The 16,742-nt window shown below is 66.8% G+C and carries 14 protein-coding genes; all 14 read left to right on the forward strand.

Going from position 1 to position 16,742, the window contains the following annotated elements:
• The first annotated feature begins 7 nt into the window (after nucleotides 1-7).
• The 14 genes from motB to flhA all read left to right on the forward strand — a co-directional run bounded on the left by motB (nucleotide 8) and on the right by flhA (nucleotide 16,586).
• A complete protein-coding gene (gene motB / locus U5A58_RS02540; RefSeq protein WP_321960156.1) occupies nucleotides 8-1,105 on the forward strand; it encodes a flagellar motor protein MotB in 1,098 nt (365 codons plus the stop codon).
• A 13-nt stretch (nucleotides 1,106-1,118) separates the two neighbouring features.
• The gene (locus U5A58_RS02545) at nucleotides 1,119-1,493 is read left to right on the forward strand and encodes a response regulator (protein WP_158758898.1); all 375 of its coding nucleotides are present in this window, start codon (nucleotides 1,119-1,121) and stop codon (nucleotides 1,491-1,493) included.
• A gap of 57 nt (nucleotides 1,494-1,550) precedes the next feature.
• On the forward strand, nucleotides 1,551-3,830 hold the full coding sequence (cheA, locus tag U5A58_RS02550) for a chemotaxis protein CheA (protein ID WP_321915358.1): 2,280 nt from the start codon (nucleotides 1,551-1,553) through the stop codon (nucleotides 3,828-3,830).
• A gap of 57 nt (nucleotides 3,831-3,887) precedes the next feature.
• Complete coding sequence (cheW, locus tag U5A58_RS02555) at nucleotides 3,888-4,424, forward strand: chemotaxis protein CheW (RefSeq protein ID WP_042265902.1); 537 nt, start codon at nucleotides 3,888-3,890, stop codon at nucleotides 4,422-4,424.
• 176 nt (nucleotides 4,425-4,600) lie between these two features.
• Nucleotides 4,601-6,451, forward strand: a complete 1,851-nt coding sequence (locus tag U5A58_RS02560; protein ID WP_321960157.1) for a methyl-accepting chemotaxis protein — start codon at nucleotides 4,601-4,603, stop codon at nucleotides 6,449-6,451.
• A gap of 229 nt (nucleotides 6,452-6,680) precedes the next feature.
• Complete coding sequence (locus U5A58_RS02565) at nucleotides 6,681-7,625, forward strand: CheR family methyltransferase (protein ID WP_321915356.1); 945 nt, start codon at nucleotides 6,681-6,683, stop codon at nucleotides 7,623-7,625.
• Nucleotides 7,622-8,413: a chemoreceptor glutamine deamidase CheD gene (gene cheD / locus U5A58_RS02570; protein ID WP_321937061.1), complete on the forward strand. Its 792-nt coding sequence runs from the start codon at nucleotides 7,622-7,624 to the stop codon at nucleotides 8,411-8,413. Before U5A58_RS02565 ends, cheD begins: the two co-directional genes overlap by 4 nt.
• Nucleotides 8,414-8,418: 5 nt before the next feature.
• Nucleotides 8,419-9,525 carry a chemotaxis response regulator protein-glutamate methylesterase gene (locus tag U5A58_RS02575; protein ID WP_321915354.1) on the forward strand — a complete coding sequence of 369 codons (1,107 nt, stop codon included), beginning with the start codon at nucleotides 8,419-8,421 and terminating at the stop codon, nucleotides 9,523-9,525.
• A 130-nt stretch (nucleotides 9,526-9,655) separates the two neighbouring features.
• Complete coding sequence (gene cheY / locus U5A58_RS02580) at nucleotides 9,656-10,051, forward strand: chemotaxis response regulator CheY (protein WP_321915353.1); 396 nt, start codon at nucleotides 9,656-9,658, stop codon at nucleotides 10,049-10,051.
• Nucleotide 10,052: 1 nt separating this feature from the next.
• Nucleotides 10,053-10,826, forward strand: coding sequence for a protein phosphatase CheZ (cheZ, locus tag U5A58_RS02585; RefSeq protein WP_321915352.1), 774 nt, complete (start codon nucleotides 10,053-10,055; stop codon nucleotides 10,824-10,826).
• 322 nt (nucleotides 10,827-11,148) lie between these two features.
• Nucleotides 11,149-11,649 carry a DUF2844 domain-containing protein gene (locus U5A58_RS02590; protein ID WP_321960239.1) on the forward strand — a complete coding sequence of 167 codons (501 nt, stop codon included), beginning with the start codon at nucleotides 11,149-11,151 and terminating at the stop codon, nucleotides 11,647-11,649.
• A 16-nt stretch (nucleotides 11,650-11,665) separates the two neighbouring features.
• Nucleotides 11,666-12,955, forward strand: a complete 1,290-nt coding sequence (locus U5A58_RS02595; RefSeq protein WP_415774153.1) for a DUF3443 domain-containing protein — start codon at nucleotides 11,666-11,668, stop codon at nucleotides 12,953-12,955.
• Between the two features lie 239 nt (nucleotides 12,956-13,194).
• Nucleotides 13,195-14,490, forward strand: coding sequence for a flagellar biosynthesis protein FlhB (gene flhB / locus U5A58_RS02600; RefSeq protein ID WP_321960158.1), 1,296 nt, complete (start codon nucleotides 13,195-13,197; stop codon nucleotides 14,488-14,490).
• On the forward strand, nucleotides 14,487-16,586 hold the full coding sequence (gene flhA, locus U5A58_RS02605) for a flagellar biosynthesis protein FlhA (protein WP_321960159.1): 2,100 nt from the start codon (nucleotides 14,487-14,489) through the stop codon (nucleotides 16,584-16,586). The genes flhB and flhA overlap by 4 nt, the downstream gene beginning before the upstream one ends.
• Nucleotides 16,587-16,742: the final 156 nt, after the last annotated feature.

Raw genomic sequence — 16,742 nt, forward strand, 5'->3', positions numbered from 1 at the left:
ACGGCCCATGAGCAACAACAAGGACCGCGCAATCGTTGTCAAGCGCGCCGCGCCGAAGAAGGCCGGCCATCATGGCGGCGCGTGGAAGCTCGCTTACGCGGACTTCATGACCGCGATGATGGCGTTCTTCCTGCTGATGTGGTTGCTCTCGTCGGCAACGACGGTGCAGTTGAAGGGCATCGCCGACTACTTCAACCAGCCGATGAAGATCACGCTCTGGGGCGGCGATCGCAGTGCCGAAGACTCGAGCATCCTGAAGGGCGGCGGCCGGGACATCTCGTCGCAGGACCAGGGCGTCACGCGCCGCAGCGACGGCGCCACCGAGCGCTCGGAGCGCAACCAGTCGAAGCACAACGACGACGACGCCACGAAGCAGCTCGAAGGCTCGCTCGAGCGCAAGGAACAGGTGCGCCTGCACGACCTGCAGGTGAAGCTGATGGCGGCGATCGAAGCGAACCCGGTGCTGCGCCAGTTCAAGCAGCAGATCCGCATCGACTCCACGCTGCAGGGCCTGCGCATCGAGATCGTCGACTCGCAGAAACGCCCGATGTTCGCGACGGCGCGCGACGTGGTCGAGCCGTACATGCGCGACATCCTGCAGGCGATCGGCAAGACGCTCAACGACGTGCCCAACCGCATCGTCGTGCAGGGCCACACCGACGCCGTGCCTTACGCGGGCGGCGACAAGGGCTATAGCAACTGGGAGCTTTCCGCGGACCGCGCGAATGCGTCGCGCCGCGAGCTGATCGCGGGCGGCATGGACGAATCGAAGGTGTTGCGCGTGCTCGGTCTCGCTTCGACGCAGAACCTGAACAAGGCCGATCCGCTCGACCCCGAGAACCGCCGTATCAGCATCATCGTGTTGAACAGGAAGTCCGAAGACGCGCTCATGCACGACGACTCGACCGCCACCACGCTCTCCGACGACGCAGCGGGTTCGGGCAAGAGCCTGCCCGCGCTCACGCCGGACGCAGTGCCGGTCAGGGCGGCGCCGGCCCCGGTGGCGATCGCGCCGAAGGTGGCCACGTCGGTCGTACCGTCGGTGGCGCCCGCGGTGAGCGTGGCGCCGGCGATGGCAACAACGGCAGCGCCGGCAGCGCAATGACAACGAGGAACGGATGATCAGGAACATTCTGGCGATCGACGATTCGGTGTCCATGCGGGAGATCCTGCGTGCGGCGCTCGGCTCGGCAGGCTATGAAGTGACGGTGGCGAGCGACGGCGAAGAAGGGCTCGAGCATGCGCTCGCCCAGCGCTTCGATCTCGTGCTCACCGACCTCTACATGCCGCGCATGGGCGGACTCGACCTGATCAAGCAGCTAAGGGCGAATCCTTCGTACTTCGAAACGCCCATCCTCGTGCTGACCACGGAATCGGACGAAGGCTTCAAGGCAGCCGTGCGCGACGCAGGTGCGACCGGCTGGATCGAAAAACCGGTGGACCCCGAGTTGCTCGTCGATCTGGCGAGCGCACTCGGCGAGGCCCACCCTTGAGGTGCCGCGTGGCGACCGACCAGGCACCCCCCAGGCAATTAACGCGGTGAAAGAGCAATGACTCTCGACATCACTCAGTTCTATCAGACGTTTTTCGACGAGGCGGACGAGCTGCTCGCGCAGATGGAGCAGCTCCTCCTGAACCTGAACGTCGGTCGCCCGGATCCCGAGGATCTGGCGGCGATCTTCCGCGCAGCGCACTCGATCAAGGGCGGCGCGGCGACGTTCGGCTTCACGGCCCTGACCGAGACGACCCACATTCTCGAATCGCTGCTCGACCGCGCGCGTAACAACGAGCTCGTGCTGCGCAAGGACATGATCGACACGTTCCTCGAAACGAAGGACGTGCTTTCCGACCAGCTCGGCGCGTACCGCGCGAGCGCCGAGCCCGACGCGCAAGCGGCTGCCGCCGTGCGCGCGAAGCTCGAGCGCCTTTATGCGGAAAGCCGCGGCGTACCCGCAGCCGCGCCTGAACCGGCGCCGGCACCGGCTCCCGCGCCCGCGCCGGCCCCGCAGGCGAGCACCGGCGATTCGGAAGAAGATCTCGAAGCCGCGTTCGAAATGCACAGCACGCTGTCGGCTGGCGGTTCTGGCGCGCCCGAACACGTCGTGAGCGAGGCGATCGACGCGGCAGCCTCAGCGCCGGCGGCGAGCGGCGATGCCGGCGCCGAAGGCCCGCACCTGCGCGTCACGCTGCGTGCGGTCGACGCGAAGGACCAGGAGCTGCTCGTCGAAGAGCTCGGCAACCTCGGCCGCATCATCGGCCAGGTGAAGACCGGCGACGACCTTACGCTGTGGCTCGAAACCGATGTGACGTCCGACGACATCATCGCGGTGTGCTGCTTCGTGATCGACGAGAAACAGATTTCGATCGGCCGTGGCGCCGCGCCGCAGGGCGACGCCCAACCGGCAGCGGCAGCCGCTCCCGCCGCAGCACCGGCGGCTGCATTGACGCCTGCTGCGCCCCCCGCACCGGCAGCGCCCGCGGCGGCGAGCGCCGTGGTGCCCGCCGCGCCGCCTGCGCCGCACCCGGAACTCGAAGCGCCTCGCCCTCCGGCGAGCGCGCCCGCGCAAGCCGAAGGCGAGCGCAAGGCGCGTCCGGCCGCCGCGGCGGCTTCGGCCGAAGGCAGCTCGATTCGCGTGGGCGTCGAAAAGGTCGATCAGCTGATCAACCTCGTGGGCGAACTCGTCATTACGCAGGCCATGCTGGCGGAAACCACCAGCACGTTCGACCCGGCGCTGCACGACCGTCTCTATAACGGCATGGCGCAGCTCGAGCGCAACGCGCGCGACCTGCAGGAAGCGGTGATGTCGATCCGCATGATGCCGATGGATTACGTCTTCAGCCGCTTCCCGCGCCTCGTGCGCGATCTCGCGGCGAAGCTCGGAAAGGAAGTCGAGCTTGTCACCTTCGGTCAAGCGACCGAACTCGACAAGAGCCTGATCGAGCGCATCATCGACCCGCTCACCCACCTCGTGCGCAACTCGCTCGACCACGGCATCGAAACCGTGGAAGCGCGCCGCGCCGCGGGCAAGGACGCCACGGGCCAGCTCGTGCTGTCCGCTGCGCACCACGGCGGCAACATCGTGATCGAAGTGAGCGACGACGGCGCAGGCCTGCGCCGCGACAAGATTCTCGCCAAGGCGATCAAGCAGGGCATGCAGGTCAGCGACACCATGAGCGACGACGAGGTCTGGAACCTCATCTTCCTGCCGGGTTTCTCGACCGCCGAGCAAGTGACCGACGTGTCGGGCCGCGGCGTGGGCATGGACGTGGTCAAGCGAAACATCCAGGCGATGGGTGGCCACGTGGAGATCACCTCGCACGCGGGCAAGGGCAGCACCACGCGCATCGTGCTGCCGCTCACGCTCGCGATTCTCGACGGCATGTCGGTGAAGGTGGGCAGCGAGATCTTCATCCTGCCGCTGAACTTCGTGATGGAGTCGCTGCAGCCGCGCCACGAAGACATCTACACGGTCACCAACGGCGACCGCGTGGTGCGCGTGCGCGGCGAATATCTCCCGCTCGTGGCGCTGCACCAGGCGTTCAACGTGGAAGGCGCGCGCACGGACCCGACCCAGGGCATCGTCACGATCATGGAAACCGAAGGCCGTCGCTTCGCCATGCTGATCGACGAGCTGGTCGGCCAGCAGCAGGTCGTGGTGAAGAACCTCGAAACGAACTACCGCAAGGTGCACGGCATTTCGGCGGCGACCATTCTCGGCGACGGCAGCGTCGCGCTGATCGTCGACGTGGCCGCGCTCAATCGCGAGACGCGCGCCACACACGGCGTGAGCGCCAGCGCTAATTCGGGTGCGTTCGCCGAATTCGCGTGATCGTTATGAAGTCCGGACGCACTCAATCCATCATCTCCCAACCGTTCAGGGGCTAACGTGGCAGAAGTCCAATCGATTCAAGGCAACGGCGCGCACGGCGCCCTTGCCGGCGCGCAACGCCGCGACGCGCTGCAGGCCGACGCAGGCGGTCAGGAATTCCTCGTCTTCACCCTCGGCGCGGAAGAGTACGGCATCGACATCCTGAAGGTGCAGGAAATCCGCGGCTACGACAGCGTGACGCGCATCGCGAACGCGCCCGACTTCATCAAGGGCGTGATCAACCTGCGCGGCATCATCGTGCCGATCGTCGACATGCGCATCAAGTTCCATCTGGGCCGCGTCGAGTACGACCACCAGACGGTCGTCATCATCCTGAACGTCGCGCATCGCGTGGTCGGCATGGTGGTGGACGGCGTCTCGGACGTGCTCACGCTGCAGATGGAGCAGATCATGCCCGCGCCCGAATTCGGCGCGACGCTCACGACCGAGTACCTCACGGGCCTCGGCACCGTGGAAGGCCGCATGCTGATCCTGATGGACATCGAAAAGCTGATGACGAGCCGGGAAATGGCTCTGATCGAGGCGTTGGTTTAACGCGCCGAGAGGTAAAACCGGGGGGCCGCGAGGCCAGCGTGAGAGAGAGCGGATAAGCCGCCGCCAAAGAGCGGCAAGCCGCCTTCGTTTTCGCGCGCGCTTCGTGCGTGGCCTTTGGCGTTGCCGCGCCTGGGCAGATAGCCCGCCCCGATTTGCACAGGACAGGAGCAAACGAGATGCTGCAAAGATGGTCGATCCGCACGACGCTCACGGGCGTCGGGGTCATTCTGGTTGCGCTGACCGTGCTGGTCGGCGGACTCGGGCTCGTCGCGCTCGGGCGTGCGAGCGACGCGCTCGGCACGATGGCGCGCGGCGATCTCGTCGCTATGCATGCGCTCAACGACGCCTCGTCGTATCTGCTGCGCACGCGTGTCTCACTCGAACGCGGCAGCGCGCTCGCGGCGGCGGGCCAGGCCGATGACGCGAAGAAGGCGTTCGATCGCGCCGATCAACTGCTCGCGAAATCCAACGAGGCATGGCAGGTCTTCCAGGGCGTGCCGAAGAGCGGTCTCGACACCGCGATGCTCGATGCGCTCGCAGCCAAACGCGCGGCGCTGATGCAAGACGGCGTTCAGCCCGAATTCGCGGCTCTGCGCGCAAACGATCAAGTGGCTTACCACGCCGTGGCCGATACGAAGATCAGCCCGATGTTCGTCGACTACGACAACGTTGCCGCGCCGCTCGCGCAAGCGATGCAGGACGGCGCGCAGGCGCGCCAGGCCACGGCGAACGAGCGTATCGACATGATGCGCATCGCCATCGGCGCGGTGATCGCCATCGCGCTCGTGCTCGTGGTGGCGATCCGCTTCGCCATGCGCGGCCTTATCGTGCAGCCGCTCGAAGACGCAGTGACGTGCTTCGAGCGCATCGCCCAGGGCGATCTTTCGCAGACGGTCACCGTCTACAGCGACAACGAGATCGGGCGACTCTTCGGCGCCATCAAGCGCATGCAGGAAAGCCTCGTCACGCTCGTGAGCGCGGTGCACACGGGCGCAAGCTCGATCGACGTGGGCGCGCGTGAAATCGCCATGGGCAACACCGACCTGTCGCAGCGCACCGAGCAGCAGGCCGCTTCGCTGCAGGAAACGGCGTCGAGCATGGAGCAGCTCACCGGCACCGTGCGCCAGAACGCCGAGAACGCGCGTCAGGCGAGCCAGCTGGCCGTCAACGCTTCGGACATCGCGACGCGCGGCGGCGAGGTGGTGGGCGAGGTGGTGAACACGATGCAGGGCATCGCCGTGAGTTCGGCGAAGGTCGTGGACATCATCAGCGTGATCGAAGGCATTGCGTTCCAGACCAACATTCTCGCGCTCAACGCGGCCGTGGAAGCGGCGCGCGCGGGCGAGCAGGGCCGCGGCTTCGCGGTGGTGGCCGGCGAAGTGCGCAGCCTCGCGCAGCGCAGCGCGAGCGCCGCGAAGGAAATCAAGGAACTCATCAACGACTCGGCCGAGAAGGTGCAAAGCGGCTCGCAGCTGGTGGGCCGCGCCGGCTCGACGATGGAAGAAATCCTTCAGGCCGTGCGTCGCGTGACCGACATCATGGGTGAGATCAGCGCGGCGTCCGAGGAGCAGTCGGGCGGTATCGAGCAGGTCAATCGGGCCGTTACGCAGATGGACACCGTCACGCAGCAGAACGCCGCGCTGGTGGAGCAGGCGGCTGCGGCTGCGGCGTCGCTCGAAGAGCAGACGCGTCAGCTGCAAAACGTGCTCGGCACGTGGACGACGGGTGGCGCGCAAGCGCGCAGCGTGGGCGCAAGCCCGGCGCGTGTGACGCCGGCCGCGCCGGGCGCCGCGAAACGCACGACGCCCTCTTCGGCAACGGCTGTTGCGAAGCCCGCGGCGGCGGCGCCGACGGCATCGGCGGACACGGCAAAGGCAGCCGCAAAGCCCGCGGCGCAACCGGCAGCGAAGGCCGCGGCGAAATCCGCAGCAACGCCTGCAGCGAAACCGGCTGCGCCTGCGCGCGCCGAGACGCACGTGAGCACGGCGGCATCGGCTTCGGACGATTCGGACTGGGAAACGTTCTGATCGAACGCGGCATAGAAAAGTAGTGAAGTAACTGAACACGACGAGCAACTGCAATGCACATGAGCGCTACACAACGGCAAGACCTGCCGCGCCGGACCCACGGGTCCACGCGCGTTGCGCAGGCCGCCCATGCGCCGCACGCATTGCAACCGGGCAGGCGCGGCGCGCAGCAGTCCTGCGCCGCGGTATCCCATGCAGTGGGCGGCGCGCAATGCGAAGGAGCATCAGCATGAAAGCGCTGCGAAATTCACGCCACGACGGTGATCCGGGCGGTTCGGGCACTCAGGGCGTCGAGAGCAACCGCGATTTCGATTTCACCTCGGCGGACTTCGAGCGCATTCGCGCGCTCATTCACCGCCGCGCGGGCATCTCGCTCTCGGACCATAAGCGCGACATGGCATACAGCCGCCTCGCGCGGCGCCTGCGCACGCTCGGCATCGACAGTTTTCGCGAGTACCTCGACCAGCTCGAAGCGCGCAACGACGCGCACGAGTGGGAAGCGTTCACGAACGCGCTCACCACGAACCTCACGGCGTTCTTTCGCGAGGCGCATCACTTCCCGATCCTCGCGGATTTCGTGAAGCGGCGCGGGGCGCCGGGTGCGCAGCCGGTTTCGGTTTGGTGCTCAGCGGCTTCGACGGGCGAAGAGCCGTACTCGATCGCAATGACGCTCGTCGAAGCGCTGGGAGACCGCGCCGCGCGCGAGGCGCGCGTGCTGGCCACCGACCTCGACACCCAGGTGCTCGCCAAGGCCGACGCGGGCGTCTACTCGTTCGACCAGGTGAAGCATCTGTCGCCCGAGCGCCTCAAGCGCTTCTTCTTCAAGGGCACGGGCTCGCACGCGGGGCTTGTGAAGGTGCGCCCGGAGCTGCGCGCGATGATCAAGTTCGAGCAGCTCAATCTCACCGACGCGGACTACGGCTTGCGCACGACGTTCGACGCGATCTTCTGCCGCAACGTGATGATCTATTTCGACAAGCCGACCCAGGCGCAGGTCCTCACGCGCTTCGAACCGCTCATGAAGCCGGACGGCCTGCTGTTCGCGGGCCACTCGGAGAACTTCACCTACGTCACGCAGGCGTTCCGTCTGCGCGGCCAGACGGTGTACGAACTCACGCGCGGCGCCCATGCCGCGCCGCGCCGCGCGAACGACGCGATCGGAGTGCCCGCATGAGCGCCCGCCTCCCGATCGCGACGAATCGCTATTTCGACACGCATTTCCAGCGCCCGGGCGTGAAGCTGCTGCCCAACGAGTTCTTTACGACGGGCGACGACATGGTGCTCGTCACCGTGCTCGGCTCGTGCGTGGCGGCCTGCATCCAGGACCGCTCGGCCGGTATTGGCGGCATGAACCACTTCATGCTGCCCGACGACGGCGCGGACTCCGCCCACGCGCTCACCGGCGCCTCCGACGCGATGCGCTACGGCGCCTACGCGATGGAAGTGCTCATCAACGAGCTGATCAAGGCGGGCGGCCGGCGCGAGCGCTTCGAGGCCAAGGTGTTCGGCGGCGCGGCGGTGCTCGCGGGCATGACGACGATGAACATTGGCGATCGCAACGCCGCGTTCGTGCGCCGCTATCTCGCGACCGAGAACATTCGCATCGTGGCCGAGGACCTGCAAGGCTCGCATCCGCGCAAGGTGGCGTTTTTGCCGCGCACGGGCCAGGTGATGGTGAAGAAGCTGCGCCTTTCGCAGGACACGAGCGTGGCGGAGCGCGAACAGCAGCTCGCCGCGCAAACCGCCGAGGCGCGCGCCGAACGGCTCGCGCGTGCGCGTGCACGCGTCGAACTGTTCGGAGTCGGCAGCGCCGGGCGCGCGGGCCCGGGCGCCGCGGCGTCCCAGATTTCCCAATCCCAGCCGCAGGGCGCGCGTCCTCGAATCGAGCTGTTCGGCTCGAGCGGGTCGTCCGCGCTGCGTGCATCCGGTCAAGACAACGCCAGGACAGTAGAGGAGGCGTGAACGCTGTGCAAAAAATCAAGGTTCTCTGCGTCGACGATTCGGCGCTGATCCGCAGTTTGATGACGGAGATCATCAACAGTCAGCCCGACATGACGGTCGTCGCCACCGCGCCGGATCCGCTCGTCGCGCGCGAGCTGATCAAGCAGCACAACCCCGACGTGCTCACGCTCGACGTGGAAATGCCGCGCATGGACGGCCTCGACTTCCTCGAGAAGCTCATGCGCCTGCGGCCCATGCCGGTCGTGATGGTGTCGTCGCTGACTGAGCGCGGCAACGAAATCACGCTGCGCGCGCTCGAACTGGGCGCGGTCGACTTCGTGACGAAGCCGAAGGTCGGCATTCGCGACGGCATGCTCGACTACGCGGAAAAGCTCGCCGACAAGGTGCGCGCCGCCGCCCGCGCCCGCGTGCGCGCGCACCATGCGCCCGCCGCTGCCGCAGCGGGAGGCGCCGCGCCCGCTCACGCCGCCGCGCAGGCAGCGAGCCCGGCGCCGATGATCAACAACCGGCTCGTCTCGACCGAAAAGCTCGTGATCGTCGGTGCGTCGACGGGCGGGACCGAAGCGATCCGCGAAGTGCTGCAGCCGCTGCCGCCCGACGCGCCCGCGGTGCTGATCGCGCAGCACATGCCGCCGGGGTTCACGAAGTCGTTCGCACAGCGCCTGAACGGGCTGTGCCGCATCACCGTCAAGGAAGCGGAGCACGGCGAACGTGTGCTGCCCGGCCATGCCTACATCGCGCCGGGCCATGCCCACCTCTTGCTCGCACGCAGCGGGGCGAACTACATCGCGCATCTGTCCGACGACCCGCCGGTGAACCGGCACCGTCCGTCGGTCGACGTGCTGTTTCGCTCGGCGGCGCTGCATGCGGGCAAGAACGCCATCGGTGTGATTCTGACGGGCATGGGCCGCGACGGTGCGGCCGGGCTGCTCGAAATGCGTCAGGCCGGGGCGTACACGCTCGCGCAGGACGAGGCGAGCTGCATCGTGTTCGGCATGCCGCGCGAAGCCATTGCAATGGGCGGCGCCGACGAAATCGCCTCGCTTGCAGATATGAGCCGGCGCGTGATGACCCGCCTCGCCTCGATGGGCGACCGGGTCCAGCGCGTCTGATGAACAACCAATATCGAGAGATCGTGTTGGCCGCAAACGCTTGCACGATCGCTCGCGATTAATTTATCTGGATAGGCAGTGCGCTTCTCTGGATAATTGCCCGGGTTTTCGCCTGGAGGAATGGAACGTGATGGATAAGGGAATGAAGATTCTGGTGGTGGACGACTTTCCGACGATGCGCCGGATTGTCCGCAACCTGCTGAAGGAACTGGGCTACTCGAACGTCGACGAAGCCGAAGATGGCGCAGCGGGCCTCGCACGCCTGCGCGGCGGCAACTACGAGTTCGTGATCTCCGACTGGAACATGCCGAACCTCGACGGTCTCGCCATGCTCAAGGAGATCCGCGCCGACGCGAACCTGACGCATCTGCCGGTGCTGATGGTGACGGCGGAGTCGAAGAAGGAAAACATCATCGCAGCGGCGCAGGCAGGCGCGAGCGGCTACGTGGTGAAGCCGTTCACGGCCGCCACGCTCGACGAGAAGCTCAACAAGATTCTCGAGAAGCTGGCCAAGACGGGGAGCTGACGTGAACGAGCCCATCAGTGCGCAACCCGATGAGTGGCCGGAAGGCGAGGGCGCCGAACCGCTCCCGCAGCCTCCCGAGTTCGACTTCGCGCCGCCCGCCGCGGGCGAGGCGAGCGAGCTGGCGACGGACCGCATCCTCGCGCGCATCGGCCACCTGACTCGCAGCCTGCGCGACTCGATGCGCGAGCTCGGTCTCGACAAGCACGTGGAGCGCGCCGCCGAGGCGGTGCCCGACGCGCGCGACCGGCTGCGTTATGTCGCGAACATGACCGAGCAGGCCGCCGAGCGCGTGCTGACCGCAATCGATATCGCCAAGCCGCTGCAGGAAACGCTCGAGCACGACGCGAAGGAGCTGACGAGCCGCTGGGCGACGTGGTACGACGCGCCGATCGGCCGCGAGGAAGTGCGCCAGCTGATGGACGACACGCGCGCCTTTGTGGACGGCGTGCCGCAAGCCACGGCGGCGACCAACCAGCAGCTGCTCGAGATCATGCTCGCTCAGGACTTCCAGGACCTGACGGGTCAGGTGATCAAGAAGATCATGGACGTGGTCTATCTGATCGAGCAGCAGTTGCTCACCGTGCTGGTCGAGAACATCGCGCCGGAGCGGCGCGAGCAGTTCGCGGCGACGGCGGCGGCGCTTGCCGAGACCCAGAGCAGCACGGGCAGCCCCGAAGGCCTGCTCAACGGCCCGCAGATCAATCCGGAAGGCAAGACTGACGTGGTGCAGGACCAGGCGCAGGTCGACGATCTGCTCGCTAGCCTCGGCTTCTGACCTGGCGCGATTGGCCGACCGGCAGCTAGCCGTTCGGTTAGCTGCCGCACGGCGTCCAAGGCGGGCATACTAGTGCACATGCCTTCGTGCCCTGCCGCGACGAGCGTCGCGGTGGTGGAACGAAGCTGAGCCAGCCGTTGCCCGTCCTGCTGCCCCTCGCCGCGACGTTCCCGCGCGGCCCGACAGCGCATGGTGCAACGCGCCATCGCCGGAGGGAGGGGACGCCTTGTATCCATACACATCGTTCTGTGGCAAGGCGGCGCGTCGGTTCGCGCGCCGCGCCGCAACCCGCTGCGCGCCTCGCGCGGCGCTTCCCGCTTCACTGCTTTGCGCACTGCTCGCGGCGCCCCCGGCGCAAGCCGCGCTCGGCGGCGCACCCATGCCCACACCGGCGGGCGCGAGCGCGAGCACCCTGAGCGCCGCCTCGGCGGCCGCCGCGACCGGCAACGCGTCCGCCGTTGCGCGCGCAGCGGTGCAGGCAGCGACTTCCGGCGCCTCCGCGACCTCCACCTACACCGTCCAGCAGACCACGCTCGCCAACGGCACCGTCGTGCGCGAGTACCTCACGCCGGCCGGCACGGTATTCGGCGTTGCCTGGGACGGTCCGCAGATGCCCAATCTCGCCACGCTGCTAGGCAGCTACTTTCCCCAATACACGGCCGGGGTGAAGGCGAGCCACGCCGCCGGTCTCGTGCGCGGGCCGGGCGTGGTCGAAAACTCGAACGTCATCGTGCATTCGGGCGGCCACATGGGCGCCTTCTCCGGGCAGGCATGGCTGCCGCAGGCACTGCCTGCAGGCGTCAGCGGCTCCGATATCCAGTGACGAGCGGAGGCCGAACGTGCTGACTTCAGTGCTGACTTCACGCGATTCGCGCAGCGTGTGGCTGCGCCCTTTCCGGTTCCTTTCGACCGTCGCGCTCGTGGCTTTCGTTTCGCTTGTCGCCGCCTGCGGAGGCGGGGGCGGCAGCAGCAATAGCAGCAGTTCGGGCGGCAGTAGTGGCGGCAGCGGCAGTGGCGGCTCCGCGGTGCCCAGTCCCACGCAGCAGCCCACTGCGTCCACCGCCGCGAACACGGTGGCCGTCACCGTGAACAGCGGACTGACCGGCACGCTGCCCAACATCCCCACCGTTAGCGTGACGATTTGCAAGGCGGGCACGAGCACCTGCGAGACCGTCGACAACGTTCAGGTGGATACGGCGTCGTTCGGCCTGCGTCTGCTCGCGTCGGCGCTGCCGAACGTGCTGAACTCGCTGCCCACCACCACGGTCAGCGGCGGCACGCTCGCCGAGTGCACGGCCTTTGCGGACGGCTTTACGTGGGGCACCGTGCGTTCCGCCGACGTCAAGCTCGCCCAGGAGACGGCGTCCAACATTCCGATCCAGGTGATCGGCGACCTGGCCTCGAACACGGTGCCGCAGGCCTGCGCGGGTTTCGGCAACGCGCAGAACACGGTGCAGGAACTGGGCGCGAACGGCATTCTCGGTATCGGCGTGGCGCCTTACGACACCTTCGGCAACTACTACGCTTGTCCAAACAACACGAACTGCGTCTCGGCCACGGTCGCGCAAACGCAGCTCGTGGCCAACCCCGTGCCCAAGTTCGGCACGGACGGCAATGGCGTGATTCTGGAGATGGCGCCCGTGTCTGACAGCGGCGCGCCGAGCGCGACGGGCACGCTCGTGTTCGGCATCGGCACGCAGTCGAACAACGCGATGACCGCCTCGCAAAGCTTCGTCACGGACTCATCGGGCAGGCTCAGCTCGACCTTCAACGGGCGCACGCTTCAGACCTTCCTCGACTCGGGTTCGAACGCGATCTTCTTCGCCGACAGCAGCCTGCCGCAGTGCGGCGGCAATCTCGGCACGTTCTACTGCCCCTCGTCCACGCAGTCCTTCAGCGCGGCGCTCGTTTCCAATAACGGCGCGACGTCCGGCACCGCGGCCTTCAATGTCGCGAATGCCAACAGCCTGCTCGGCAGCGGCGCGAACTATGCGGCCAACAACCTGGCCGGGCAGTTCGGGTCGTCGGCAGCGCTCGACCTAGGGTTGTCGTTTTTCTACGGCCGCTATGTCTACTACGGCATGGACATGACCGCTTCCGGTGGCAAGGCGCCGTTTGTGGCGTACTGAAGCGGCGCATTGAAGCGGCGCACCGAGCGCGCCTGGCGGCGCGCGAGCGCTTTGCGCGTCGCGCGCTGCCGCTCGCCGATGATGGCGCCCCGTTTCCATCGGCCGAAATACCCTGATTTACCCGGCTTACTCCGTCAATCGCCGCTTGCCTTGCGCGGCAATAATCGCTGTCACTGAAAAAGGGCGCGCGCGAGCCGCGCAGCCGCGACGAGCGGCGCGCGCCCACGACCGGAGCATGCGTGGCTGAGGACAGCGACCTCGATAAAACCGAATCCGCCACTCCCAAGCGCCTGGAAAAGGCGCGGGAGGAGGGGCAGGTTCCGCGTTCCCGAGAGCTATCCACGTTCGCGTTGCTCTCGGCGGGCTTCTTTGGCGCGTGGATGCTCTCGGGAACGATCGGCACTCATCTGCAAGCCATGTTGCGCTCGGCTTTCACGTTCAACCATGCCGACGCGTTCGAAACGCGGCGCATGCTCATTGGCGCGGGGCTTTCTGCGCGCGAGGGGTTCCTCGCGGTCATCCCGGTGCTCGCGCTCACGGGCGTGGCGGCGCTCGTCGCGCCCATGGCGCTCGGCGGCTGGCTGATCTCGACGAAGCTGCTCGAACCGAAATTCGAACGCCTGAACCCGATTACGGGCATTAGCCGCCTCTTTTCCGTCAACGGGCTGATCCAGCTTGGCATGTCGACCGTGAAGACGGCCGTAGTCGGGGTGATCGGCGGCTCTGCGCTGTGGAACCATCGCGACGAAATCCTCGGCCTCGCGATGCAGCCTGCGCCGCGCGCTTTCGCCGACGGCATGCATCTGATCGCGGTGTGCTGCGGCATGACGGTCGCGGGCATGTTCTTTGTCGCGGCAATCGATGCGCCCTACCAGGTCTGGTCGTACTACCGCCGGCTGCGTATGACCAAGGAAGAGGTCAAGCGCGAGCACCGCGAGAACGAAGGCGATCCGCACGTGAAGGGTCGCATTCGCCAGCAGCAGCGCGCCGCCGCTCGCCGCCGCATGATGACCCAGGTGCCCAAGGCCGACGTGGTCGTGACCAACCCGACGCACTTCGCCGTCGCGCTCAAGTACGCCGATGGCGAGATGCGCGCGCCAAAGGTCGTCGCGAAGGGCGTGAACCTCGTGGCCGCGCGCATCCGCGAGATCGCCACCGAGAACAACGTGCCGCTGCTCGAAGCGCCGCCGCTTGCCCGCGCGCTCTACTACAACGTCGACCTCAATCGCGAAATCCCGGGGCCGCTCTATGGCGCGGTTGCGCAGGTGCTCGCGTGGGTCTATCAGCTCAAGCGCTTTCGCGAACATGGCGGCGACGTGCCGATGGAGCCGACCGATCTCGACGTGCCGCCCGATATGGACAAGGGCGCCCTGAGCGACGAAGACGAAGCGAGCGAAGCCGACGAAGCCCTCACGCCAGATGAGCGCACGGCCGCCGAGGCCGCGAATCGCACCAACGCAAATACCGCATCGAACAACGCCGGACGCACCGACACGAACCCGGCGCGCGACGGCACTGAAGGAGCAACAGAATGAACGCCCGCACCGGTTTTCTCGCGCGGCGCCCGGAGATGCTGCAAGGCACGAATCTGCGCGCGCTGGCGGGACCGATCCTGATCTGCATGATCCTCGGCATGATGATCCTGCCGTTGCCGCCGTTCCTGCTGGATCTGCTGTTCACCTTCAACATCGCGCTCTCGGTGATGGTGCTGCTCGTCAGCATGTACACCATGAAGCCGCTCGACTTCGCGGCCTTCCCGAGCGTGCTGCTGTTCTCCACGCTGCTTCGGCTTTCGCTGAACGTGGCCTCCACGCGTATCGTGCTGCTCGATGGCCACACCGGTCCGGGGGCAGCTGGCCAGGTGATCGAGTCGTTCGGCCACTTCCTCGTGGGCGGCAACTTCGCCGTCGGTATCGTGGTGTTCGTGATCCTCATGGTCATCAACTTCATGGTGATCACGAAGGGCGCGGGGCGTATTGCCGAAGTGTCCGCGCGCTTCACGCTCGACGCGATGCCCGGCAAGCAGATGGCGATCGACGCCGACCTGAACGCGGGTCTCATCAACGAAGATGCGGCGAGAAAGCGCCGGACCGAGATCGCCCAGGAGGCGGAGTTCTACGGGTCGATGGACGGTGCGAGCAAATTCGTGCGCGGCGACGCCATTGCCGGCCTGCTCATCATGGTCATCAATATCGCCGGCGGCCTGATCGTGGGCGTGGTGCAGCACGGCATGCCGTTCAGCGCGGCGGCCGAGACCTACACGCTGCTCACGATCGGTGACGGCCTTGTCGCACAGATCCCGTCGCTCATCATTTCGACGGCGGCCGGCGTGATCGTTTCTCGCGTGGGCACCAACGAAGACATCGGCACGCAGCTGACCGGCCAGCTCTTTACGAATCCGCGCGTGCTTTTGATCACGGGCTCGATCATCTGCATGATGGGTCTGATTCCGGGCATGCCGCACTTTGCGTTTCTGCTGCTCGGCGGCGGCGCGATCCAGCTTGGCCGCACGATGAAGAAGAACGCCGAGGCCAAGAAGGCGAGCGCCGTGGTCGCGGATACCGCGCCCGCTGCGCTTGCGCCGGCCGAGAACACCGAGGCGACCTGGGACGACGTGGCGCTCATCGACACGCTCGGCCTCGAAGTGGGCTACCGCATCATTCCGCTCGTCGACAAGAACACCGACGGCGAGCTGCTCAAGCGCATCAAGAGCATTCGCAAGAAGTTCGCGCAGGAAATCGGCTTCTTGCCGCCGGTCATCCATATTCGCGACAACCTGGAACTGCGACCGAACGCCTACCGCATTGCGTTGAAGGGCGTGGAAGTGGGCACGGGCGAGGCCTATCCGGGCCAGTGGCTCGCGATCAACCCGGGCCAGGTGAGCGCGGTGCTGCCGGGCACGCCGACCACGGACCCGGCGTTCGGGCTGCCCGCCGTGTGGATCGATTCGAACGTGCGCGAGCAGGCGCAGGTGTTCGGTTACACGGTGGTCGATTCGAGCACGGTGGTGGCAACGCACCTGAATCACCTCGTCGTCATGCACGCGGCCGAACTGCTCGGCCGCCGCGAGGTCCAGGCGCTGCTCGAGCGCGTGCAGAAGGACACGCCTTCGCTCGTGGACGACCTCGTGCCGAAGGTGCTGCCGGTCACGACGCTGCAGAAGGTGCTGCAGAACCTGCTGGAAGAAGGCGTGCCGATTCGCGACATGCGCACGATCATGGAATCGCTCGCGGAGCACACGCCGCGCATTACCGACGCGCACGATCTGACGGCGGCGGTGCGCATTTCGCTTGGCCGCGCGATCACGCAGCAATGGTTCCCCGGCAACGCCGACATGCAGGTCATGGGTCTCGATGCGAACCTCGAGCGCGTGCTTTCGCAAACGCTCACCTCGGGCCCGAACCCCGGCCTCGAACCCGGTCTCGCGCATACGCTGCTCACGCAGACGGAGCAGGCGATGGCGCGTCAGCAGGCGCTGGGCCTCTCGCCCGTGATGCTCGTGCAGCACGCGTTGCGCCCCATGCTCTCGCGCTTCCTGCGCCGCAGCTTGCCGCAGCTCAAGGTGCTGTCGTATGCCGAAGTGCCGGATACGCGCAACGTGAAGGTGGTGAATGTGATCGGGACGCATTGATCGCGCCGGGCGCGTTGCCGCACCGGATCGAGAAAAAGCCCGCTTTTGCGGGCTTTTTCGTTAGTCGAGCCGCGTGTGGGCGTGGCGCAAAGCCAGCCTGGAGGCCTCCACACGCCACTTCTCCCTCCTGCGCGCCCTCCGCGCCGATTCCGTGAA

It is taken from the genome of Paraburkholderia sp. J7, assembly GCF_905220155.1.
Classification (GTDB): Bacteria; Pseudomonadota; Gammaproteobacteria; order Burkholderiales; family Burkholderiaceae; genus Paraburkholderia.